This window comes from Cohnella sp. GCM10020058 (assembly GCF_042683485.1).
Taxonomy (GTDB): Bacteria; Bacillota; Bacilli; order Paenibacillales; family Paenibacillaceae; genus Cohnella.
On the sequence record NZ_JBHUJV010000008.1, the window covers coordinates 451,340 to 476,557 of the forward strand.

The window sequence follows — 25,218 nt, forward strand, 5'->3', positions numbered from 1 at the left end:
ATGGATAGAAGGCAGGTTTGGAAGCGAATCAAACGGCGAAAGACGCTTTACTTATTTTTGGTTCCGGCTGTGGTCGCCGTCTTTATATTTAACTATTTGCCGATGCTCGGCATCGTCATCGCTTTCCAGGATTACACGGTTTCAACCGGCTTTTTGTCCAGTCCGTTCGTCGGATTCAAGCATTTCGCCGCCATGTTCGACAACCCCGATTTTTACGAATCTTTGAAAAACACGCTCGGCATCAACGTGTTTGCGATTCTGATCGGGTTTCCGATGCCGATCTTAATGGCCTTAATGGTAAACGAGCTGAAGGAAGGCCGTTTCAAGAAAACCGTGCAATCGATCACTTATTTGCCGCACTTTATTTCTTGGGTCATCATCGGCGGCATCGTCTACCGGCTGCTCGATCAGGATACGGGAATCGTTAACGTCATCGTGACTTCCGTTTTCGGAGGCGAGGCCGTCGCGTTTATGCGAGAGCCGCATTATTTCTGGGGAATTGCCATCGGATCGGCGATCTGGAAGGAGATCGGCTGGAACTCGATTATTTATCTCGCCGCGATCACCGCGATCGATCAGCAGCTCTATGAAGCGGCCATCGTGGACGGCGCGGGACGCCTCAAGAGAATTTGGCATATAACGCTGCCGGGAATCGCTCCGACGATTATCGTGCTGTTCATCCTGACGACGGGGAGTATCGTGAGCGTTAACTTTTCGGTAGGCGGCACGATGACGCCGAACTTTGAAACCCTATTTAACCTGAGAAATGCCATGGTGAGCAGCGCCTCGGACAATCTCGACATTTTAGTCTACAAAATCGGCGTTCAATATGCCCATTATTCGTATGCTTCGGCCATCGGCCTTTTCCAATCCGCCGTCGCTTTGATCTTGATCGTACTCTCTAACCGCATGTCCAAAAAAGTGAACGGCTACGGCCTATATTAATTCTGCGATTCATATCTGCGATCCATAATGGAGGAAGCGCATGTATCCCAAACATCTGATCTATGAAAAAAGCGCAAATACGATGATTGTCATCCTCTTAATCGTTCTTTGCGGGGTAACGATCTATCCCTTTTTGTATGTGCTGGCCTATTCCTTCAGCGACGGGACGACATCCGCCAGCCGGATTATTACCTTCCTGCCGAGTCGGCCTACGCTCGAAAATTATAAAGCCGTATTCTCGAACAATCTGATCCTCAACGCATTCGGGATCTCCGTTGCCCGGACGCTGTCCGGCACGCTCCTGCATCTGACGGTTACCGGCATCGCCGCATATGCGATTTCCAAGGACGATCTTTACGGCAAAAAGGGATTAATGCTCTATTTTATGATCCCGATGTTCGTGGCAGGCGGATTGATACCGTCCTATATTCTAATCAACAAGCTGCATCTGATGAACAGCTTCTGGGTGTATATTCTGCCGGGCATGTTCAGCACCTTTCATCTGATTATTATTTCCACTTTTTTAAGAGGGCTCCCCGAAAGTCTGGAAGAATCGGCGAGAATCGACGGAGCCGGGGATTTGACGATATTCATGAAGATCGTCGTTCCGCTGTCCGTGCCGGTTTTTATCACGATCGCTTTATTCGTCGGCGTCGCGCAATGGAATTCGTGGTTCGACGCGTTCCTGTACATGACCGATACGAGGCTGCATCCGCTGCAAACGCTGCTCTATAAAATTATGTTCGAGGCGCAAGCGAAGGATTTTCAACAAATGGCGTTAATGTCCCAGGGAAAAAGCAATGTGACGCCGGAAGCCATCAAGATGAGCACGCTGATCGTGTCGGTCGTGCCGGCCGTCTGCGTCTATCCTTTTTTGCAAAAGTACTTCGTCAAAGGCGTCACCATGGGCGCAGTCAAAGCCTGATTGCGAATATACCCGCGACTGCAGCGCGGCTATAGATAGATTAACGACTATAAGGGGAGACAGAACGATGAAACTGGCAGGATGGAAGCGTAAATGGCATGCGGTCACGATGATCGGCGCGCTGGCGGTAACCACGGCTTTGACCGGCTGCAACAATGATGCGGCAAACACCGTGGTGGAAAAAGAGGGTTCGGCGACAGCTCAGAGTACGGCTTCTTCCGGCGCTTCTTCGGAAGCGCCGCAGGAGGAAATGGAATATAGCTTCTTCGATGCCGTACACAGCACGCCGCAGGATTTCTACAACAATCCGAACGACGTCGTCACGCCTTATATCGAGAATAAATTCAAGATCAAGGTAAGCGACATCGTCACGGCCTCGGGGATGCGGCCGGAAGAGAAATTTAATCTGCTGGTCGCTTCCGATACGCTTCCCGACGTGGTGCTGGTCGACAATCCGAACGTGAGCAAATTTTATGCGAGCGACAAGTTCGTCGCGTTGGACGATTATATCGACCAGCTCCCCAATATGAAAAAGTGGACGTCCGAGCTGGCCTGGAACATGTTGAAGGACAAAGAAGGACATATTATCGCGCTGCCCAATGCAACGCCGTTCAAGAGCGATCCGCAAGTCGGCGCGAACATTCCGGACGACGATATTTTTTACAAAGGGCAAACGAGCATGGGCCTGGTCGTAAGAGAGGACATTCTCAAAAAGCTGGGTTACAAGTTTAAAACGATGAGCGAGATCGAATCGGATCTCAAAGCGAACCCCCGCAATTATACGGCGGACGAACTCGCACTCGATCCGAAAATCGAGACCGTCGCGGACTTTACCAAGCTGCTTCAGCAGATCAAAGACTTAAATCTGATGGAAGGCGACAAGCCCGTCATTCCGCTGAGCATGATGAACTGGAGCATCTATCATTTCAGCACGCTGTACACGAACCCCGGCTGGATGATTGACGGGAGCGGAAATGTAAGCGGATTCCTGGATAACCCGGGCATGCGGGATTACTACAAGACGATTAATCAATGGTACGCCGGCAAGCTGCTGGACAATGACTACGTCATTCAAAAGACCGAGCAGTATATGGAGAAGCTCAATTCCGGCCGGATTGCCGTCGCAAGCTATTCGGACAATTGGTCCAAGTCGAGAGAATCCCTGAAGCAAATCAATCCCGCGTACGATCTGAGACCGATCCCTTGGCCGAAGGCGGCAAGCGGGAAAACTTACGTGGACGCCACTTATCCAAGCGGCTTCTATAATGTCATGATCAGCAAAAAGGTGAAAGATTTGCCGCGTCTGCTGAAGTATTTCGACTGGCTTTATTCCGACGAGGCCATGGAGCTGATGACATGGGGACCGGAAAGCGCCGGACTTTATACCGAGAAAGACGGCAAGCGCGTTTTCAAGGACGAGGCGTTCGGCCAAGCGATCGCCAGCGGACAAAAAACGGCGGACGGGAAATCTGCCAGCTATTACGGTCTTTACGATCCGTTCTACAGCGACGGATTCACTTCCAAAGCCTTGCGCACGGCCGTCGGCTTATTCGGCTATAACCCGGTGACCTGGCAGAAGAGCTATCCGGTGCAAATGGACCCCTTCGAAACGGCAAGACATGCGGTTGCCGTGGAGAAGCTGGCTACGGACGGAACGCATGTCGCTCCATACGGCGAGAACGCGAGCGAGGTCGGGAATTGGTTCTGGGGAGAGTTCGTGGCGCAGAAGGTCGCGAAAATACTCAAGGCCAAGGACGATGCGGAGGTCGATCAAGCCTTCGACTCCGTATTAAAAGAATTCAAGGCCGATAAGTATGAAGCGGCCAAAACGGATATGACGGACTATTTCCGGGTGCTGCAAGGAAAATAGCAATGAGCGATCGCGAATCGAAATCATGATCTTCTGGAGGAATCATCCATGAATCCATTGAAGAAAGCGCTAGTCGTGACGATCTCCGCCTTGCTGTCCCTCTGCATTACTTTGCTGCCCGGTCAGGCATTAGGCCCTTTTCAAGCCAAACCTGCTGCGGCAGCGGGAACGATAACGAACGATACGGCAAATAAGCGACTCACCGTGAGCGGGGGAAATGTATCGCTGTCGCTCGATTACAATCTGAAAAGCAAAATCGATTCGCTGAAGATCAATTCGGTCGAAACGCTGGATACCGACGGCATTCTCTCCAGCTTTGAAGTGCCGAGAGGGAGTACCCCGGTCACGACGGCGTCTCTGTCGACCAGCCCGACGGTTTCTGTAAGCGGAAACACGGCGGTGGTGAGCGGGATTTCATACCAGAACGCCTATCTGAAGGTGACGGAAACGTGGACCTTTACGGCCAATACGGACGACGTGCAGGTCAAGGTGGATAAGACGAACGACTGGATATCCGGCACCTACACGACGGTGGATATGAAGTCGCTCGGCTTTACCTTTAAACAGAGCATGTTTAATACGGCCTACCGCGGAGACGGCGGATCGAATACGTTAATCTCGCCTGCGGACGGGACCACCTTGCGGAGTCTGACGCCCGGGGATAAATATTACGGCGAAGAAGCGGAGGCCGGCTTCGGCTACATCGGGGGCGACATGGATCTACTCAGCGAGTCCAACGCTTTCCTGCTTAAGATCCGGACCGCCTCCAGCCGCTATATTTCATCCGAGATCTACCGCAGCGCCACCGCGCCTTATTCTTTTAAACTGGATCATAAATTGAGCTTGCCGGCATTCGCCCATACGTTGCACAACCCGGCCAAAACCGTGAACTTCCACTTGTTCTCGCCCGTGGCGGCCAACGTCAACAACAGGCATGCTTATGATCCGGTAGCGATCGCCGATCTGCAGACCGACTCGATCACCTATACGATCAGCGCCAAGTTAAACCTGGACGATTATTACGATATCGGCAGCTTCCCGGCCGCCTCCGGCATCAATGAACAGAAATTCGCGCGATTCATCACGGAATTCGGGCGGGACTCCATCGTCGATTTATTGGGGGCGGGCGGCGCGTGGAATGCGCTAAGGCCCGAATATTCAGGATTGATGGAAATGCAGTGGGGCATTGACGCCATGCTGGCCATGCAAACCTCCGCCAGCAACAGGATCGCGCTCGAAGCGCTGAGGAAAAATACGGAGATGGCCATTGCCGTTCAGGAGCCCTCCGGACATATCAGGGGCGTAGCGGGCGGGCAGGTGTACGAGTTCCCGGAAGATTCGGAAGCGGACGAGGCGATGCCGCTGGCCGCAGCAGCCTATATTAACGCGACCGGAGATACCGCTTGGGCGAATGCGGTCAAGACGGGCATCCGCAAAGCGCTGGACTTCCGCCTGTCCAAAGATTCCAACGGGAACGGACTGGTCGAAGCGACGCTGGCGACCAACACGGGATTAAGCGCACAGGCCTATCTCGATCAAGTCTACCTGGGCGGCGAAGACGCCTATATCAATGCGTTGATGTACGGCGCCTTGACGCAATGGGCCGATATCGAGGAGAAGGCGATCGGGGATTCGGCCAAGGCGCAGTATTACAGGGACAAAGCCCGCAAGCTGAAGGAAGCGTACAACAAAGACCTGATTTACGGCGGGCTCTGGTCCAATACGAATCAAGGCTTTATCGGCTGGCGGAATATGAACGGCACGATGAAAGCCGACGTGAAATACGTGCACGTGGATTCGGCGGCGATCAAGTACGGCGTGGCGAATAAGGAGCGCATGCAGTCCATTCTGTACGGGGGCTTCGACACGTACCAGGGCCTGGACGACTGGATGGTCCGAAATCAGGCCAAGGCTTACCCGCTCAATCTCTATCCGATGGACGGCACGGAGGTCAATCCGACCTTTACCGCTTCGTTCCCGGATTGGGAGAACGGCGACGTATTTCCCCATACGACAGGGGAGATGGTCGGCGCCTATGCAAGAGCGGGGAGCGCGCTTCCGTTCAAATACATTAAAAACATCGTCGATGTCTACTATCAGCCCGGCGATCCCTACTGGGCGCAGGACGTATTCTCCTGGCAAATGACAGGCATATTCGGCATGTACACGAAGATGGACGTCAACATGGAGGCAGGCGCCACGCTGATTACGGACATGCTGGGAATCAAGCCGAAGTACGACGCTTTGGAGGTGAACCCTGTCCTGGATTCTTCGCTCTTCGGGACGGAGATCAACTACAATATGCGGGGCCATCAATATCGCATTCGCTACGACGGCCAATTAAGCAGAACGCTCATGCAAAACGACGGCGCGGAAACCGTCCGATTCATGTGGAACAATATGAAGCCCGGTTATGCGTACACCATTAACGACAATGGAACGAGCTACTCGCGCACGGCCGACGAAAACGGATTGGTGACCTATAACATTACGGCCGCCGGGGCGCGTACGGTCACGATCTCCGACAGCATGGGCACCGGAACGTCGACGTCCCGCAGCGGCAGCGGCGCCTCGACGGTCGGCGGGACGCAGACGTCCGCCAAAGCCATCGACGGCAACGCGGCCACTTATTGGTCCAGCGCCGCCTACGGGGACGCCGGGCATGCGGAATCCGTATTTGTCGATATGGGCGCCAATGCCGCGGTGAGGCGGGTGCAAGTCACGCCGAGAAGCGGCGGCGGCGGATTCCCGGTCGACTTCAAGTTCCAATCCAGCCTGGACGGCATCGAGTGGTTCGACGTGCCGAGCGCCAATTACAGCAGTTATGCCAATCCGGGCTCCACGGCGCAAACCTTCTCGTTTAATGCGCCCGTGCTGGCCAGATACATTCGGATGCACGCGACCCGTCTGGGGGCCGACGGCGCCGGCTATGCCATGCAAGTCGCGGAGTTGCAGCCATATGCGGTCGCAGTGACGATGAATGAGCCCGGCATTAAAAAGTTCAAGGCGACCTCCGGCTTCGCGAGTACGCAAAGCGTCAACAACTGGAACTACCAGGAATGGCTGTGGAACGGCGGCACAATGACGGTCAATCCGATGACCTGGGTCGGCGGCAGATGGAAGGGCACGTCGGATTACAGCCTGATCGGCAGCGGCTGGATGCATCCGGACGACAACCGCGAGGCCGTGCGCATCTATACGGCTCCGCAAGCCGGGACGGTCAAGGTTACCGGCGTCGTAAGGCTTCGTTACAGCGGCGGCAACGGAATCAAGGTCAAGATTCTGAAGAACGGATCGCCATGGTGGCCATCCACCGGATATGAGACCATCACGGATATTACAGGCGTTGCGTTCCAAGGGGTTACGCCGGTCAATCAGGGCGACCAATTCAGCTTTGTCGTCAACAACAACGGCAACAGCAATTCCGATACGACGTATTGGGCGCCCCAGATCGCTTTTGTAGACACTTACAATGGCGATACGGACTTTTCGTCCACCCAAGGGACCAAGAACTGGTCCTATAAGGAAGAAGCGGGCGGAGTTCTAAGCAATATGACCTGGGACAGCGCCAATGGACGGTGGAAGGGCAGCGCGGCTTACAGCCTGATCACGAATCAATGGCAGCATCCGGATGCCGGCCAGGACGCGGTAAGAGTGTTCAAGGCGCCCCGGGACGGCATGATCGAGATCACCGCCCCGGGGAATGTCAGGAAGAGCGCCGCGGGCGGGGACGGCGTGCAGGTTCGCATCGTGAAAAATAACGAGACCGTCTGGCCGAATGCCGGAGGCTGGCAGTTCATTGCAGGGAACGATACGACCGGGCTTAATATGAACGTCCTGCTCGATGTGCGTCAGGGCGACGAATTGAAGTTTTACGTGAATCGGTATAACACCATTACGAGCGACAGCACAACGTGGATTCCGCAGATCCAGTATACGGAGTAGGCAAAGAGGAGGAGTCTGGACTTGAGCGGCATAAATAGCGCATACGGCCTAAATACGATTCCTTGGCGTGATCTGGAGACGTCCGGCGAGCTGCGCAGACGGGCATCGCTCAGCTTTGACCGCATGGAGACGGAGCCGTACGAACCCGATACGGTCTTTAAATCGCCCGATTACGAGTGGCCGGGCGATTGGGAGGGAAGGACGATCCTGGCGCTTGTGCTGCTGGCGCAGGCGACGCACCGGGAGCCCACGCATCTGACGGAGATCATGGAGCGCCTGCCGGATTACCTGAATGCAAATGGATACTTCGGTCCCGTCCATGAACCGGGGACGGTCGACGAGCAGCAGCTGTCGGGCAACAGCTGGTTTTTGCGGGCCATGGTCGAGCATTACAGGTGGAATAAAGATGACTTCTCCCTGTCGATCGTCGAACAAATGATCGAACATCTGCTGCTGCCCGCAAGCGGCCAATACAGGGAGTACCCGGTATTGCCGGAGCAGCGCGTATTCGCCGGAGACGCGATCGGCGAGCTGCAGCAAGAGCGGGTCGGCGCGTGGCGGCTGTCCACCGACATCGGCTGCGCCTTTATTATGCTGGATGGCGCTACGCAGGCGTATCAGATCGTCCCGCGGCCGGAGCTGGGCGAATTGATCGACGAGATGATCGCCAAATTCAAAACCGTCGATTTGGCCGGCTTATCCTTTCAGACGCATGCGACGTTGTCGGCCTTGAGGGGCGTGCTGCGCCACTACGAGACGACCTGCGAAGAGTCGCTTCTGAGGAAGGCGGAGGAGGTGTTCGCGCTATATGTGCAGGAGGGCATGACCGAATCGTATGCCAATTACAACTGGTTTGGCCGGCCGGACTGGACGGAAAGCTGCGCGGTCGTCGATTCCTTCATCGTCGCCGTCTCGCTCTGGAAGCATACGGGCAAGGCAGCGTATCTCGATACGGCCCATCATATTTACTATAACGGCATGGGCTACGGACAGCGGCCCAATGGCGGGTTCGGCTGCGACGTTTGCGCGGGAGCGAACGGCGAGCATATGCTCGAACCGAAATCGCCCGAGCTGTTCGAGGCGTTCTGGTGCTGTACGATGCGGGGAGGAGAAGGTCTGGCCCGCGCGGTCGAATATAGCTATTTTGTGAATGAAGATCAGATAACCGTACCTTTCTATGGGGAAAATCGGGGCCGGTTTATCATAAAAAACGGGCAGCTCGTTATTCGGCAGCATGCAGATTATCCGTATGAAGGGCTTGTACGCCTTGAGATCATCGAATCTACGGTAGCCGGGCCCATCAGCCTACGTCTTTTTGTGCCGTCGTGGACGGAGGCGTCGTCGATCGGTCTGCGGATCGATGGCGAAGCGAGAAGCGTCGCCGTGCGGGACGGATTCGTTACCTTGACCGGGAAGCTGGAGGCGGGGACTGTCGTCGAGTTAACCTTTGGCATTGTCCTCCGCCGGGAAAATGCGTTCGGCGGTCGCAGCGTGCATGATGCTTTTTCATACAGGCACGGCGTCCTGTTGCTCGGGATCGACAATGTCGAAGCGCCGATCGCGATTGACGGCGACACGGACATTGTGGCGCTTGGCAGAGGCGAATACGCCATGACGGCTTCAGGCGCGAAGCTGACGCCGGTCAATGATCTGATCGATAAGCCGAATGACGAAGCAGTCCGAAACCGAAAACAGGTATTGTTCTAAGCGCTCCGCGGATTATAAAAGGACCGTTATGGGGGATGATCGCCCTGACGGTCCTTTTAAGTTTAGCGGGTATCTGAGCCTGGGGTGCGCGGGACGCCTATCAATGGCTCATTTGACAGCCGTTTCAGTGGGCCCGCGTGTCGTCGCCTGCGTCGTTCTTTCACTGCAATGCCTGCAAATCTACATCTTTTTTTGCCGATTTCGATCTCTTTGTACATAATAGATGCAAACGTGCAGGTATTTCTCTTTCATCAACCTGATTTCGGCTTGCGCTTTGCATTTACCTGCATATTTGCAGGTATTTCATCACGCGTCGCGAGTCGGCAGAAAATAAATGTACAAATGCAGGTTTTTGCCCGACAAACATCCATAAAGCTCCGGTACACCGAGCGCGCTTACCTTTCCGTAAATTGCCGCCCAAATTTATACTTTCTGATCTTTTACATTTCGTGCGCAGCCATCTATTGCAATACGCGGACAATCCCCGACTGCAGCCGCCCGATCGCATCCGAGGCCTCCGCCAGCTCGATATCCGAAGTTCCCTCGATTCGCTGCATGAAGCGGTTCATCATGAAGGAAAACGAATCGTTCATTCGGGCTTGTCCGAGCGGCGAGAGCTGGATGTGCTGTTTTCTCCGGTCCGACGGATCCTCGATTTTTTCGCACAGGCCTTGCTCCATCAGCTTCTTGATCTCCCGGCTCGTGTTCGGCATGGAGATGCCCTTGCATTCGCTGATCCGGCTCAAGGTCATCGGCTGTTCGACCGCGAGAAATTCCATGATCTCGTATTGCTGCGGCGTCAAGCCGTGCATCGGCATGTCCTTGGTCATCTCGTAATGCACCTGGTGCACCGACGTAATGAGGGACACAAGCTGCTGGAAAACCGTCGATTTCAAATCCACATCGATCACCTCAAGATCTTGTATGTTATCGGCATGCGGCATCTTCTTATCAAAAAACAACTAAATTATAACAAACAAGGCGTTCAATGAAAATGCCTGTCGGAAACGCAGGTCGCTTCAGACAGTAGAAGCCCGGTATGCGACGTTGCCGCAAGCCGGGCTTCTTTTATCTGTTATTTACTCACACTCGCTTTTCACCCAAATTGAGGGATCTGGTTTGTCATCCAAAATGAAGGTATCAAATCAAAAATAGCGCTATTTTGTCGGTAGAAGCGCGATGGTATAGTGGGGTGGAAATGAAAGAAAACGCTATCAAACCGATGGTCGGAGCGGACGGCGATGGAGGCAATGGAATTGACGGAGAACACGAGCATCGCTAATCGAAGGCGTTCAGAGCGTGTCATACGCAAAGCGCACGAGGATGAAAATACCCGGAATATTCGCAGGGAAAGCTACGATGTCGTCGTGTGCGGCGGCGGTCTGGCGGGATTCTGCGCGGCGGTGGCCGCTGCCAGACACGGCTCGCGGACCTGTCTCGTTCAGGATCGGCCCGTCTTCGGCGGCAACAGCTCGTCCGAGGTTCGGGTGACGCCGCACGGCGCGGCGGCCTTCCACGTTTATGCGAAAGAGACGGGCATTATCTCGGAGCTGCTGATCGAGGAGCGCGCCCGCAACCACGAGGTCATCTTCGAGAACGGATGGACGAACAGCGTATGGGATATGGCGATGTACGATCTGGCGATGCGCACGCCGAATCTGACTTTTCACCTGAATACGTCGATCGTCGAGGTTCGCAAGAGCGCGGAGCGGCGCATTGAAGCGGTCGTCGGCGTCGTGGCGAATGCAGAGACAACGCTGGAACTGAGCGGCGAAATCTTTATCGATTGCACGGGCGACGGGATCGTGGCGGATCTGGCCGGCTGCGAATGGCATATGGGCTCGGAAGGCCGGGACGAATACAACGAGCCGCATGCGCCGCTTCAGGCGAGCGGCGACGTGATGGGCTCTTCGCTCTTGTTCAAAACGGTGAACACAGGCGCGCCTGCGCCGTTCGAGGCGCCGGAATGGGCCGCAAAGCTGGATAATCCGGACTTTTTTTACAAGGAAGGCCGGAGGCCGAACGATGTGCGCGGCGGCTACTGGTGGATCGAGATCGGCGTGCCGTGGCATACGATTCACGAGAACGAGGACATCCGGCATCAATTGACGCGGTATGTGCTGGGCGTCTGGGACTGGATCAAGAACAAGGATCCCGAGACGAAGGAGCTGGCTGCGAACCACGCGATCGACTGGATCGGGCAGGTGCCGGGCAAGCGCGAGAGCCGGAGAATTCAAGGCCTCTACTTGATGACCGAGCACGATCCGCTGAACAGAACCGTATTTGAGGACGAGATCGCATATGGCGGCTGGTTTCTGGACCTGCATACCCCGGGCGGCCTGCTGGCGCCGACGAGCGAGCATGCGAGCGCCGAAGGCTACAGCGAGACCAGTTCGTATATGGTCAAAAGCTACTGCGGACCGTACGGCATTCCGCTCCGTTCGTCGATCGCCCGGGACGTCGACAATCTGATGATGGCCGGGCGCAACGTCAGCGTCACCCACGCCGCGCTCGGTACGGTGCGGGTCATGGGCACGACGGCGATCGTCGGGCAAGCCGTCGGCACTTCGGCCGCGATTGCGCTGAAGCGCGGCATCGCGCTTAAGGACGTGCCGGGCCAAGCGATTCGCGAGGTGCAGCAGACGCTGCTCCGCGACGGATGCTTCCTGCCGAACGCGGCGAACGAAGACGAGCTGGATCTGGCGCGCGCGGCCCGGGTGGCCGCCAGCAGCGAAGCGGCTTGCGAAGGCATGGAGGCGGAGCGGGACGACAAGCGGCGGTTCCCGGATACCGAGGCGTTGCGCGAGCGCAAGGGCCAGTGGATCGCGATCGCGGAGGAGACGCTCGATCGCGTGGCGGTCTGCCTGTCCAATTTGTCGGACGTGGAGCAGACCGTAGAGGCGCGGATATTGCCCGTCGATCACATCTGGGATTACCGGACGGAGGAGCTTGAGCCGCTTGCGGCGACGCTGCTTACGATCAAGCCCGGCGCAAGTTTCGAGTGGGTCGAGTGGGACGTGCGCTTGACGAAGGCTGCGGGCCTCGAGCCGGGTAAGTACGTGCGTCTCGATCTGCTGGCGAATGCGAATCTGCAGTGGCATGTCGCATCGGCCGCCGTGCCGGCGCATACCTGCGCGTACGAGATGGGCCAGGGCAAGATGCGCCGGGACTGGAACGGTCCGACGCGCAGCTTCCGGGTGGATCCGCCGCAGCGCAGCTTCGGTGCCGAGCAGGCGATTAACGGCGTGGCGCGTCCCAACCGGTACACGAATCTGTGGCGTTCGGACCCGGAAGCGGCGCTGCCGCAATGGCTGGAGCTGACTTGGGAGCAGCAGCAGACGATTGGGGAGGTGGAGCTGACGTTCCCCGGCCATCTGCTCTGGGAATATCACGGGTATGCGCCTTTCTATAAAGACCCGCAATGTGCGAAGGATTACCGGATCGAAGCGTGGCAAGGCGGGGCGTGGACGGAGATTGCGGCCGTGCGAGGCAACTATCAGCGGCACTGCCGCCACCGTCTGGAGAAGCCGGTCACGACCGACAAGCTGCGCGTCGTGATCGAAGCCACTAACGGAGACCCCTCCGCCGCCATCTACGAGATTCGCTGTTATGCGCCGCAGGGCGATTAATTAAAACGTCTAGTCCATTACCCTCTATCGCGCAAAAGTGCAGGAATTTCGCTCAGAGAGGCGAGCTACCGTGCACTTTTGCGCATTAGATCGCAAAAAACCACCTTACTAGCCTTGAATAATGTACTTTTGCAGGATAGCTCTAGATGGAGCTGAGCCATTCTCATACGCACGGACTCCGCCCGTTCATCCGCCGCTCGAATGATGCTCAGAATAGCGCAAAACGGTCACGCTTGTCCCTTGATTGCGCGTCTAAAACGGGTATGTTATGCTTAGAATAACAAAAGAAGCCGGTGGGCCAACACCGACTTCCTGCACAACTGCTTCGGCGGGGGTGCTTCCAACTGAATCAGCTGGACACGAAATGACCCGTTTCCCGTGGCGCGAACCTAGGGCGGGTCATTTCCGTTTATTCAAGTAAGTGAGCAACGCCAGGACGAACATACCGAGCATCATCACTTCTTGAAACGAAAATGTCATAGCCTCACCTCCAATCTGGAGGCGGACTACCCCGACTAGGCGAGTCGTACAACCTATATAATACTATCTTTTGCCACCTTCTGGGTGGCTTTTCTTATGTTAAAAAAACTTGCCACCAACCGGCTCAATGAGCGCATAGTAGAGCGACATCGCGGGACGACGTCGGTTCGGAGCTAGTTCAACCTGATTCGGGGCTTTTTCTACCTGGAACGGCGATACTCCTTCGGGGACATGCCGAAGTAGTTTTTGAAGGCGCGGGAGAAGTGGTACAGATTGCCGTAGCCGACCCGGTCGGATACTTCGTTGATGCGCAGGGTGGGGTCCTGCAGTAGCTTGCGCGCTTCTTCCATCCGCACCTTGATCAGGTAGGCGGTGAAGGTCAAGCCGGTCCGCTCCTTGAACAGCCTGCTGAAGTAGGAGTAGTTCATGGATACGCGGTTGGCCATCTCCGCCAGCTGGATGTCGCGATTGAAGTGCTCCCGCACGTAGGACTCGGCGAAGGTGACTACCGTTTCCTCCGGTTCGTCATGCTCGCCGGCGGATTGCTTGGCCGAGCCTGCGTATTCTTTCAAGTACCGGCGAATATCATCCAGCGCGTGGAAGGAGGCAAGCGCGCGGCCGGACTCGCTCCGCTCGAGCGGATGATGTCCGCTTAGGCGCCGCCGAATCTCGGTGAGCAGCAGGCCGTAGACGGCTTCGATTTGTTCGAGCGAAGCGGTCCCAATCAGGCTGTCGGGCAGCCAGCGGTCGATCCAGAGGGCGATCCGTTCCAGCTGCAGCGTATCGACGGCAAGGCGCAGCTCTTCGATATCTTTGCGAGCAGGCGATAAGTCCTCGCGAACGCCGGCGGACATTGCCGGCTGCCACCATAATACTTCGCAGGGCTCCCGCAATATCCGATAAGACCTCGCGAGCCTGGCATGCTTGTAAAGCTGTCGCAGGCCGGCAGGCGATCCCGGCTCGCTGACGAAGGCAGTCGCCCGCTCCGCCCCCGTCTCTCGAAGATGCGCCACGGCAGCCTCGAGCAGCGAAGTCGGAGCGTCAGCCCCGATGTCTTCCGCAAAATTGACGATTGCGCACACCTGTCCGCCGCTATCTTGGAACACGATTACCTTCAGTCGGTCGACCCATCCGCCCGCGCGCGCCTCGCGGTCCAGCGCGGATTCCACAAGTCCCAAGTCTGCCAAGCTAAAAGAAGCTTCGCTAACCTGGAACAGGGCGACAACCGCATGAGCGTGACTCAGGTAAGCTTCTGCCGCCGCAAGATCCGCCGAACTCCCCGCAGCACCCCGCCCTTCGGCATCGTTCAGCAGCGCGTTCATCCGCGCGGCGAGCGCCAAATGCTCCGACTGACGGCTTCGCTCCGCCATGGCAGCCTGCCTGGCATCCGCCTCGATGGCCACGATCGCTGCCTTGATCTGACCCGCGAGCTCGGCCGAGCCCGCCGGCTTAAGCAAGTAATCTAGCACGCCGTATTTGAACGCCTCTCGAACGTAGGCGTAATCGCCGTAGCCGCTCAGCAGAATGAACTTGGTCCGCGGCAGCTCGGCCGAGAGCCGGCGGACGACCTGCACGCCGTCGATGTCGGGCATGCGCATGTCCGTAATCACGATATGCGGCGCAAGCTCCGCGGCTGCCCGGAGCCCTTCCTCTCCGCCGCAAGCGACGCGGATCTCCGAGATTTCGCTCATTCCCGCGCGCTCCAGCTTGGCTTTGACCCCTTCGGCAATCAGACGCTCGTCGTCAATGATAAGGATGTTATACATGGCTGTCTTCCTCTCCTGTACCGCAGGGAATCGTCACGATCGTCTCCGCGTATTCGCCTTCCAGGCTGTTAAGCCGAATGGCATACGCTTCGCCGTAGAACAGCTTCAATCTTTCGTTGATATTGCCCAGGCCGATGCTTTCCCGCGTTTGATCGTCAGCCGGCGCATAATCGGAATCCCTGAACCGCCGATTGAGAGCGGCAAGGCGCGTCTCCCCGATGCCCGGCCCGTTGTCCTTAATCGAGATCAGGACGGTCCGCTCGGACCCAAGGCCAGCCGTAAGCACGATGCGAAGAGATCCGTTCGCCGGAAAGCCGTGCTTGATGCTGTTCTCCACGATCGGCTGCAGGATGAAGCGGATCATGCGCAGCCCAAGCAGCTCCCCCGGCACTTGAAGATCCAGCTCGATGTCGTTGCCGTATTTGATTTTTTGCAGATTCATGTACTGCTCCAGGTAACGGATCTCGGATTCGAGCGTCGCGAACTTCGAATGGCCGTCCATATTGTAACGCATCATTTTCCCGAAGTCGGCCATCGCGTCCGATACCTCAAATTGCCCGGCGAGCTCCATCCGGGCGCTGAACATGTCGAGCGTGTTGTAAATGAAGTGGGGATTGATCTGCGACTGGAGCGCCGCCAGCTGGGCGTCCTTCTGAATCGTTTCTTTGCGGATCATGTCCTTCATCAGCGTCGTGATCTTGTTCAGCAGCAGGTTGAACCGCTCGCCGATGACGCCGAATTCGTCCCGCCGCCGGATCGGAATCGGCTCGAAGCCGGATTCGATCGCCTGATCCATCTGGCGGATGCTCGTTCTCATCGTGCGCAGCGCCATTTGCAGCACGGAGTAGAAGGCGAACAGCAGCACGACCGTTGCGGCGATGAAAATCAGGTTGCTGGCGACCTGCCAGGAATTCGCCGTGCGCGGGAGCTTGAGGTTCATCAGCATGGACAATCCGACGCGGTCCAGCCGCTCGCCGACATAGAGGCGGCCGCCGCGAACGGCATGGCCGCCGTCGGCCAGCTTCCGTTGAAGCGGAAGAGAGAGGTCGAGGTTGCTTCCCGCCGGGAAAACGATATGGCCTTGCGCATCCGCGATAACGACGTTTTGCCCGCTCTGAGGGTCCTCCTGCGCGGTCGTCGCGAGCAGAACGCTTGGCCGCACCTCGACGAGCGTGAATCCGATGTCGGCGCCTTCGAGCGAGACCATCTTTTGCACATAACCGTAAGTCCGGCCGTTCTCCGGGTTGTCGCGGACGATCCATGCCGACTTTGCTCCCGACTGGGCGAAGGGCGTATACCAAGGCTCCTGCATCGCGCGCGTTGCGCGGAAAAAGGCCCCGAACCCCTCGGGAACGGTGTCGTTTTTCATATAAACGGAGATTTTCTCCGTATTGACCTTCTGGAACAGCATGGCGTAGTTGATTAACGGCGCCGCATAGCTGAAATACGTATCCACCGAGTCGTCTCCGGAGAAAGGGCTCGCCAGAAATTGCTGCAGGCGATAGTTATAGGTAATGGAGTCGCTGAGACTCTCGAGCAGATCGATCTTGTTCTCGATCGTGAACGTCATCTGCCTGAGCGTTGTGGAAGCGTTTGCGATCAGCTGGGCCCGAAGAAAGCGCTGGGATTGATCGTACGTATAGAGCCCGAGCGCGCTAAAAGGAAGCAGGATCAGCACGACAAAAGCCAGCATGACCTTGCTCTTGATGCTCATGGCGTTCATAGGGCGGCGCATGGCGAACCTTCTTTCTAGTAGGGAATTCATCGTCTTTGCGTATCCCTCGGTATTCGACAATCACGTATTCGACAATTTGCGCGCTAACCCTTCCGGCCGCATCGCGGAAGCAAAATGAAGGTATCAAATCAAAAATGGTGCTATTTTTATAAGCGCTTTCAAGAACTATAGTTAAATCAACAAAGAGAAAGCGATCCGCAGGCGGTGCAGCAAGCCCGTGTCACAAGCCGAGCGGGTCCAAGGATGGGAGAGAACGATTAGTGGAAAGAACCTTAGAGGCAAGCCGGCTGGCTGCCGCTTCGGGAACGAAGGCGAGCGGCCGACGGTCCAGATGGAAGAGCCAATTCGCGCTTCAAAGCATGGTGTGGCCCGGATTGCTGTTTCTCCTCGTCTTTTCGTATTTTCCGATGTACGGGATCCTGATCGCCTTTAAGAAGTACGATTTATTTTTAGGCATCGTGGACTCGCCGTGGGCGGGACTGACCTATTTCAGAGAATTCGTCACCGACCCGAACTTTTTGAACGTCCTGCGCAATACGCTCGCCATGAACCTTCTTGCGCTTCTTCTTAGTTTTCCTGCGCCGATTCTGTTCGCGCTGCTGCTCAACGAGCTGACGGCCGGACGCTTCAAGCGATTCGTGCAAACGGTTTCGTACGTTCCGCACTTCGTGTCCTGGGTCATCTTCGGCGGGTTGATCCTGACCGTGCTGTCCCCGACGAACGGCGTGCTGAATCTGCTGCTCGTCAAGCTGCATTTCATTAACGAGCCGATCAACTTCATGGCCAAGCCCGAGCTGTTCTGGTTCATCATGGTCGGGGCGGAGATGCTGAAGGGCATCGGCTGGGGCGCCATCATCTATATCGCCGCGATCGCGGGCGTCGATCCGGAGCTTCACGAAGCCGCCAAGATCGACGGCGCCGGCCGATTCCAGCGAATGTGGTACGTGACGGTACCGAGCATTATGGGGACGATCGTGATTATGCTCATTTTCGCCGTCAGTTCGATTCTCAATACGGGCTTCGAGCAGATCATGGTCATGCAAAATCCGCTTAATCTCGACGTCAGCGAGACGATCGACACTTACGTGTACAAGGTCGGACTTCAGCAGATGCGCTATTCCTACTCGACGGCGGTCGGATTGGCCAAATCGGTCGTCGCGCTCATCTTGCTCTTCGGGGCGAATTACCTGTCGCGCAAGCTGTCCGACAACAGTCTGTTCTAGGTTACAAAGAAGGAGGATTCACGATGAACATCCGTTCGAGAGGAGACAAATGGTTCGACGCCATGAACGTCTTCATTATGCTGGTCGTCATGGTACTGACGATCGCCCCGTTCTGGTTCGCGCTTGTGGGCTCGTTTAACCAGGGTCTCGACTATACGCGCGGGGGCGTCTATTTCTGGCCCCGCACGTTTACGTTGTCGAATTACGTGACGGTTTTTGCCGATCATACGATATACCACGCGTACTTCATTACGATCATGCGGACGCTCGCCGGCACGGTGCTGCACGTCGCGTTCACGGCGCTCGTCGCCTACGGGATGTCGCGCAAAGCGCTTGCCGGGCGCAACGTTTATATGATCGCCATGCTGTTCACGATGTTCTTCTACGGCGGCCTGATCCCGAATTACTTGCTGTACAAGGAACTGGGGCTGCTAAATCACTTCCTCGTGTTAATTATTCCGACCATGTTCAGCGTATGGGATATGATTATCATGATGTCGTTTTTCCGCTCGATCCCCGAGCAGATCATCGAGTCCGCCAAGATCGACGGCGCCGGCGAGTACCGCATTTTCCTTCAGCTTATTATGCCGCTGACCAAGCCGGTTCTGGCAGCCATCGCGCTGTTCACCGGCGTGTACCATTGGAACGCTTATACGGATGCGCTGATGTTCACGACGAAGGATGCGCTGGAGCCGGTGCAGCTGTTCCTGATGCGGATCGTGACGGATTCGGGTGCGGCATCGAAGTTCGGCGCGCAAGCCGCGAGCGTCATGCCGGAAGAAGCGAAGCAGATCAGTCCGGAGACGCTTAAGCTCGCCATGATGCTTGCGACCACGGCGCCGATTCTGATCATCTATCCGTTTCTTCAGAAGTACTTCGTCAAGGGCGTGCTGATCGGCTCGGTCAAAGGTTGATCCTCGGTTAATCTTCGGTTGATCTTCGCGCCGGGCGGCACGTACGGGCCGGCTTCGCGCGAATTACAACATATAGCTTTATACAAATCTATCATCTACAAGTCGTATGGGGAGGCACAACAACATGCAACGCAGTAAAACATGGATCGGCGTCACGACGGCCGTCGTTCTGCTCGGGGGACTTCTCGCGGGCTGCTCTTCCGGCAGCAAGAACGGGAACAACGCACAAGCTTCGCAATCGGCCGCGCCGACGGCAAGCGCATCGGCATCGGCTTCGGCATCGCCGACCGCGTCGGCGGACGACAAGTCGCCGATCAAGATCTCCTGGTTCGTCGATCAGGACTACTACAAGAAAAATTGGGATCCGGTCAACAACCTGCTCGACAAAATGATTACCGACGACACCGGCGTCTCGATCGACTTTTCCTCGGGTACGCCCGAGAAGCTCAGCGCACTCATCGCTTCCGGAGATATTCCGGACGTCGTCACCGTCGATAAAAGCAACCCGCAGCGCGGCGTGCTGGAGAAGTCGGGCCTGGTCTCGCCGCTCGACGAGCTGATTCAGAAGTACGATCCGAGCTTCGACGTGCCGAAGTCGATGCAGGACTGGTTCCGCAATGCGGACGGCCACTTCTACGGCTATGCGAGCTTCTTCTGGGCGAAGGAGAAATTTAAGGAAGGCGACAGCATCCGAAGCAACCAAGGCTTGTATGCGCGCAAAGACATCATGGATCAGCTCGGCATCAAGGCGGAGGACTTCAATACGAAGGAAGGCATGGTTGCCGCCCTTCGCAAGGTTAAGGATGCGAAAGTCCAATACAACGGCTTTACGGTAACGCCGGCCTATTTCGAGAGCTGGGTCATCGGCAGCTTCTTCGGTGCGCCGCGGGAAGACGCGTCGGGCAACCTGGTCGACCGCGAACGCACGCCGGAGATGCTCGAAGCCTACAAGTTCCTGAATCAGCTATACAAGGAAGGCTTGATGCCGGAGGACAGCCAGACGCTCGACCAGGATCAGCTCAAGGAGAAGGTCGCAAACGGCGCCGTCTTTGCGATCACCAACAAAAATCTCGATTGGAGCGCGCTGTACCAGAAGGATCCCAAAGCGCTCTTCGTGCACGTCGGACCGGTCGTCGGCGACGCAGGCAACAAGCCGTACGTCGATCCCGTCAACGCCTCGGGCTGGACGCTGACGATGGTCAACAGCAAGACCAAATATCCGGATCGCATCATCAAGCTGCTCGACTACTTGTCCACGGATGAGATGAGCCTGAACGTGAACTACGGGCCGAAGGGCGCGGCGTGGGACTTTGACGAGAACGGCAAGGTGAAGCTGAGCGACGAATTCAACGCGCTGAACGCCGAAGACCCGAACAAAGCCAAAAACAAATACGGCAACGGCACGCTTCAATGGCTCATCAACTGGACGCCGATCCAGCGCACAGCGCCGGCGCCCGTCACGGCCGACGCGATTGCCAAGGATGAGAGCGCGTTGTTCTTCGCGAAGCTGACGTACGACATGCTGCCGTTCGAATCGATCACGCCGCTCGGCGGCACCGACGAAGGCGGCATCAACGCCAAGGTCGAGGAAAACCGCAAAAAATGGCGCGCCAAGATGATCCTCGCCAAGACGCCGGCCGACGTGGAGAAGTATTTTAACGACGAGGTCGATACGGAAGCGAAGCTTGGCTATCAGAAGCTCTACGATTACCAGAACAAGCAATTCCAGGACGCGAAAAAGGCGCTCGGCCTGCAATTCGCTTGGCCTACGAATCAGAAGTAATAAAGCAGGGCAATAGAGACAGCATACGCGGGCGCTGGCAACGGCGTCCGCGTATCTATAGGCGCGGGAGAACCAGCTGGAATCGATCATAAAGGGGAACGATGATGATGTCCAACGGTTGGAGAAGCAAGAGTCTGTCCGCATTGCTGGCTTTAACGCTTATGATTCCTTTATTCGGCGCCGGCGCCGATCAGGCCAAGGCGGACGTCCCGGCCGGCTGGCAGCCGATCGACACGGAGCCGTCGATCGCCGCGGGCAGCGCGCTGGATTTGTCGGGTCTGAACGACGTTCCGGCGGGAAGCCACGGATTTATCCAAATCGACGACGACGGGGATTATGTCTTCACGGACCAGCCGCTGCGCAAGGTGAAGCTATATGGCGCGAATCTGTCCTGGAAAATGTACTACGGCTCCCATGAGGATGCGGAGCGTACGGCGGAGCGTCTGGCGCGGCTCGGCTATAACGTCGTTCGGCTGCATTCGCTCGATTCGATGGGCGACGATGCGCCAGGCGTTTTTAAGCTGAATTCGGCGACGCCGCAGATCAACGAAGACCGGATGGACCAAGTCGAATACCTTATCTCCAGGCTCAAGGCGCATGGCATTTATGTCACGATCGATCTGTTCCAGCTGTACGATTTTAAGAACGATCCTAACCTTAATATCTATGGGTCAAGCTACAACTCTCCCTATCTATTTCCGTTCGTGCCTGCAGCGGTGAATGCCTGGAAGACGATCGCAAGCGCGCTGCTGACGCATGTCAATCCGTATACCGGTCTTGCCTTGAAAAACGATCCGGTGCTTGTGGGCGTCAGCCCCTGGAACGAGTCGCTGGTTCTTAACATGGACCTGAGCAAGATGACACCGGCTTTCGGTAGTTACCTGAAGGATGATTTTAATTCGTTTCTGAGCGGTCGCGGCGCTGCTCCGGTCACGTCGATGCCCAATCAATATTGGAGCACGAGCGGTACGCTCAAAGACCAACTCAGCGCCTACTATTCGGCGCGAACGATCGCAGCGGCGAACGAGATGCGGAATTATTTAAAAAACGTGCTTCAAGTCCACGCGCCGGTCGGCGGCTTGAACTTCATTTACAGTCCAAACGTGAACTTCTGGCGCGATCAGTCGTCGGACGTGTACGAGACGCATATGTACCACCAGTTCGTTACGGACAGCGCGCCGGTTAACAACGGCCAATACGGCTTCCAGTACAACGCGCTTAAATATCCGCGCCTGAGCATGACGTTCGACGCCGCGACCAACGCGAGCTATCCGCCTGCTTACGGGGGCGACACGTTGACGGGAAGCTACTATCCGTCCCTGGCGTTAAGGCAAAAGTACGATACGCCGTTCATCCTGACGGAATTCCAGGATACGTTCCCGGTCAAGGGGCGGGAGGAGGTCGGCATCTTCAACGGCGCGATCGGCGCGTACCAAGGCTGGGACATGATGAACCGGTATTCGTTCGGCATGAACGTCGGAGACGCTTATTCCAACAACAAGCTGGGCACGCCGGAGACGTTCTCGATCACGAACGACCCGCTGGCAATTACCTCCGAGACGGAGGCCGCGCTTCTGTATCGCACCGGCGCCGTGCAGGCAAGCGCGCCGAAGTTCGTCATCGTATGGGATCAGGCATGGGTTAGCGACACGGGAGCCGCATCCGACCTGGAGACCCAGATCGCCAACATGATGTATATCCCGCATTTGTTCAATACGGCGACGGTGTATGCGGACAATCCGGGACAGCCGTTCGCGGTCTACAAGATCACGCCGGGGCTGACCAAGGCGCAGATCGCTGCGGGCGATCTCCCTGCGGCGAATCGGGTCCCGATTACGACCGCCATGAACAAACTGCAAATGGCCGAAACGATGATCGAGTCGCTGGATCCGTCACCGATGAAGACGGCGATGCTTGACGCGCTGAACGACAACCAGCTGCTGTCCGATACGGGAGAGCTGCTGTTCGACCTCAATCTCAACACTTACATGGTCCGCACGCCGAAGGTCGTCGCGGCAGCAGGAACGATGAACAATAACGCGCTCGATCTCGGCGCCTTGTCGGTGACCGGGGACGTATACAAGGGAACATTTCTTGCATCGTCACTAGATAATAGCCCGCTGGAAGACAGCGACAGGATGCTGCTCGTCTACACGACCGACGTCGCGGCGACCGGCGAACAGACGATCCAGCAGCCTAACGGGATCGTTCAATACTACAAGGGCACGCTCCCTACGCTGGCCAAGGAGCAAACCGCTGTGGTCAAGCTCGCGACGGATCGACCTGCCGCAGGCTACAAAGCCTACAAGCTGGCGCTGAACGGCGTAAGGCTGCAGGAGATTCCCGTGACGGCTTATAGCGGCGGCATATTCGTTCAGCTTGATACGGACAAAGGATTTTCGTTCGAGCTGGTTTACGATCCGATGTTCGAGGATACGTTCGAGGACGGCAATGCGAACGGATGGACGGCGGCGACGGGGCAATGGAGCGTCGCGACGAGCGGCGGCAATTCCGCGTACCGCGCGAGCGCCAACGGAAAGTCCGTAATCGACGCGACATACGGCGGCGACTATGCGATTGAGGCCGGCGTACGTTCGGCGAGCAACGCGGGCGGCGTCGGTTTGTTGGCCAAATATGCGGATGGCGATAATTATTATGCGTTCGCGTACCGCGCCGACACGGGCAGCGCCGTGATCAAGAAACGCGCGGGCGGCGTAGACACGGTCGTTGAGACGGTAAGCGGCCTGTCGACTGTCGCAGCCGGAACGTCTTACAAGCTGCGGTTCGAGACGATCGGAACGAACCTGGTCGGCTACCTGAACGGCACGTCCGTCATCTCCGCCGTCGATACCTCGCTTGCCGGAGGCAAAGCCGGACTCTTATCGGAGTCGGGGCAGTCCGTCGACTTCGACAACGTCGTGGTGCGTCATTATGACCGCGCGGCGCCGGCCGCTCCCGCGGGCTTGACCGCGGTGCCGATCTCGGCCTCCGAGATCGACTTGTCCTGGCAGGCCCCCGCCGACGAGACGGGCGTCAAGGGCTATAAGGTGTTCCGCGACGGCGTGGAGGTCGCCACCGTCAATGGCGCCTTCCAAAGCTACAAGGATACGGGACTGACGATCTCCACCACCTATTACTATACGGTTAAGGCTTTCGATCTCGGCGACCGGTTGTCGAATGCCAGCAGCCAAGTCGTGTCGACGACCACGAGCACGCTGTTCGCGTCCGACTTCGAGGACTTGAATCTGGCCCCATGGACGACGGTGGGCGGTTGGGGAACCTTTTATATCGTTAAGGACGGCAACACGAGGGCACTTCTGTCCGATAACGCGTCCTCCGGCTCGACCAAGTCGGTAACGGGACCGTCCGCGGGCCAGAACGCATGGACGAATTACAGCGTCGAAGCCAAGATCAAGGTAGACAGCTGGCACGACCGCGTCGGCTTGGTGGCGCGATATCAAAACGCCAGCAATTATTACTATATGAGCTATTCCGGCTACTATCATACGGTATCGCTGGTGAAATATCAGAACGGCACGGATACGACGCTGGCTTCGGCATCTCTCGCCGCAGACCCGACGGCCGGCGCCTACCATACCTTCAAGCTGGAAGTGAACGGCAGCTCGATCAAAGGCTATATCGACGGCGCATTGCTCGTCAGCGGGACTTCGATCGCAATTACTTCCGGCCAGGCGGGCGTATACTCGCACATGCAGAAGACGTATTTCGACGACTTTAACGTGCAGAAGCTTTAACCGGAAGCAGCTTTTTGGGCGGCAAGACGACAGAGGGCTGTACAAACAATTTAAAGCGGAAGATGGCCAGCAAGCTCAGAACGTGAGCTTGTTGGCTTTTAGGTAAAATCGCATCCTCCCCGCAGTTAGCAGGGTTCGTACCGCCTTTTCCGCCAAAATAAGACGCTGCCATATCGTTATTCCTCAGCGTACCGCCTATTCCGCCCAAATAAGACGCTGCCACATCGTTATTTCTGGCTGTAACGCCGATTCTGCCAAAATAAGACGCTGTCACATCGTTATTCCTGGCTGTAACGCCGATTCTGCCAAAATAAGACGCTGCAACATCGTTATTCCTGGCTGTACCGCCCATTCCGCCAAAATAAGTCGCTGCCACATCGTTATTCCTGGCCGTACCGCCTATTCCGCCCAAAATAAGACGCTGTCACATCGTTATTCCTGGCTGTAACGCCGATTCTGCCAAAATAAGATGCTGTCACATCGTTATTCCTGGCTGTACCGCCTATCCCGCTCAAATAAGACGCTGTCACATCGTTATTCC

The 25,218-nt window shown here is 56.6% G+C and carries 14 protein-coding genes; 10 read left to right on the forward strand and 4 right to left on the reverse strand.

The annotated features are described in order from the left end of the window. The 5 genes from ACFSR7_RS14415 to ACFSR7_RS14435 all read left to right on the forward strand — a co-directional run bounded on the left by ACFSR7_RS14415 (position 1) and on the right by ACFSR7_RS14435 (position 9,392). A complete protein-coding gene (locus ACFSR7_RS14415; protein ID WP_378162610.1) occupies positions 1–945 on the forward strand; it encodes an ABC transporter permease in 945 nt (314 codons plus the stop codon). Between the two features lie 40 nt (positions 946–985). Then, positions 986–1,870: a carbohydrate ABC transporter permease gene (locus ACFSR7_RS14420; protein WP_378162612.1), complete on the forward strand. Its 885-nt coding sequence runs from the start codon at positions 986–988 to the stop codon at positions 1,868–1,870. 67 nt (positions 1,871–1,937) lie between these two features. Then, complete coding sequence (locus tag ACFSR7_RS14425) at positions 1,938–3,740, forward strand: type 2 periplasmic-binding domain-containing protein (protein WP_378162614.1); 1,803 nt, start codon at positions 1,938–1,940, stop codon at positions 3,738–3,740. 48 nt (positions 3,741–3,788) lie between these two features. Further along, a complete protein-coding gene (locus ACFSR7_RS14430) occupies positions 3,789–7,685 on the forward strand; it encodes a discoidin domain-containing protein (protein ID WP_378162616.1) in 3,897 nt (1,298 codons plus the stop codon). A 21-nt stretch (positions 7,686–7,706) separates the two neighbouring features. After that, complete coding sequence (locus ACFSR7_RS14435; protein WP_378162618.1) at positions 7,707–9,392, forward strand: beta-L-arabinofuranosidase domain-containing protein; 1,686 nt, start codon at positions 7,707–7,709, stop codon at positions 9,390–9,392. A 461-nt stretch (positions 9,393–9,853) separates the two neighbouring features. Here the strand turns inward: ACFSR7_RS14435 and ACFSR7_RS14440 are convergent, their stop codons facing one another. Continuing rightward, positions 9,854–10,294, reverse strand: coding sequence for a MarR family winged helix-turn-helix transcriptional regulator (locus tag ACFSR7_RS14440; protein ID WP_378162619.1), 441 nt, complete (start codon positions 10,292–10,294; stop codon positions 9,854–9,856). A gap of 339 nt (positions 10,295–10,633) precedes the next feature. Between ACFSR7_RS14440 and ACFSR7_RS14445 the strand changes: the two genes are divergently transcribed. After that, positions 10,634–13,021, forward strand: a complete 2,388-nt coding sequence (locus ACFSR7_RS14445) for an FAD-dependent oxidoreductase (protein WP_378162620.1) — start codon at positions 10,634–10,636, stop codon at positions 13,019–13,021. Between the two features lie 680 nt (positions 13,022–13,701). Here the strand turns inward: ACFSR7_RS14445 and ACFSR7_RS14450 are convergent. Both ACFSR7_RS14450 and ACFSR7_RS14455 read right to left on the reverse strand, forming a co-directional pair. Next, a complete protein-coding gene (locus tag ACFSR7_RS14450; protein WP_378162621.1) occupies positions 13,702–15,267 on the reverse strand; it encodes a helix-turn-helix domain-containing protein in 1,566 nt (521 codons plus the stop codon). Next, positions 15,260–17,002, reverse strand: coding sequence for a cache domain-containing sensor histidine kinase (locus ACFSR7_RS14455; protein WP_378162622.1), 1,743 nt, complete (start codon positions 17,000–17,002; stop codon positions 15,260–15,262). The genes ACFSR7_RS14450 and ACFSR7_RS14455 overlap by 8 nt, the downstream gene beginning before the upstream one ends. Positions 17,003–17,262: 260 nt before the next feature. Between ACFSR7_RS14455 and ACFSR7_RS14460 the strand changes: the two genes are divergently transcribed. The 4 genes from ACFSR7_RS14460 (at position 17,263) to ACFSR7_RS14475 (ending at position 24,677) form a co-directional block, all read left to right on the forward strand. After that, complete coding sequence (locus tag ACFSR7_RS14460) at positions 17,263–18,225, forward strand: ABC transporter permease (RefSeq protein ID WP_378162623.1); 963 nt, start codon at positions 17,263–17,265, stop codon at positions 18,223–18,225. 23 nt (positions 18,226–18,248) lie between these two features. Continuing rightward, complete coding sequence (locus tag ACFSR7_RS14465) at positions 18,249–19,139, forward strand: carbohydrate ABC transporter permease (protein ID WP_378162624.1); 891 nt, start codon at positions 18,249–18,251, stop codon at positions 19,137–19,139. A gap of 124 nt (positions 19,140–19,263) precedes the next feature. After that, on the forward strand, positions 19,264–20,922 hold the full coding sequence (locus ACFSR7_RS14470) for a type 2 periplasmic-binding domain-containing protein (RefSeq protein WP_378162625.1): 1,659 nt from the start codon (positions 19,264–19,266) through the stop codon (positions 20,920–20,922). A gap of 107 nt (positions 20,923–21,029) precedes the next feature. After that, the gene (locus tag ACFSR7_RS14475) at positions 21,030–24,677 is read left to right on the forward strand and encodes a fibronectin type III domain-containing protein (RefSeq protein ID WP_378162626.1); all 3,648 of its coding nucleotides are present in this window, start codon (positions 21,030–21,032) and stop codon (positions 24,675–24,677) included. On the opposite strand, the gene ACFSR7_RS14480 is transcribed toward ACFSR7_RS14475, so the two are convergent. Continuing rightward, entirely contained in the window at positions 24,658–25,053 is a 396-nt protein-coding gene (locus ACFSR7_RS14480; RefSeq protein WP_378162627.1) for a hypothetical protein, read from the reverse strand. The genes ACFSR7_RS14475 and ACFSR7_RS14480 overlap by 20 nt on opposite strands. Positions 25,054–25,218: the final 165 nt, after the last annotated feature.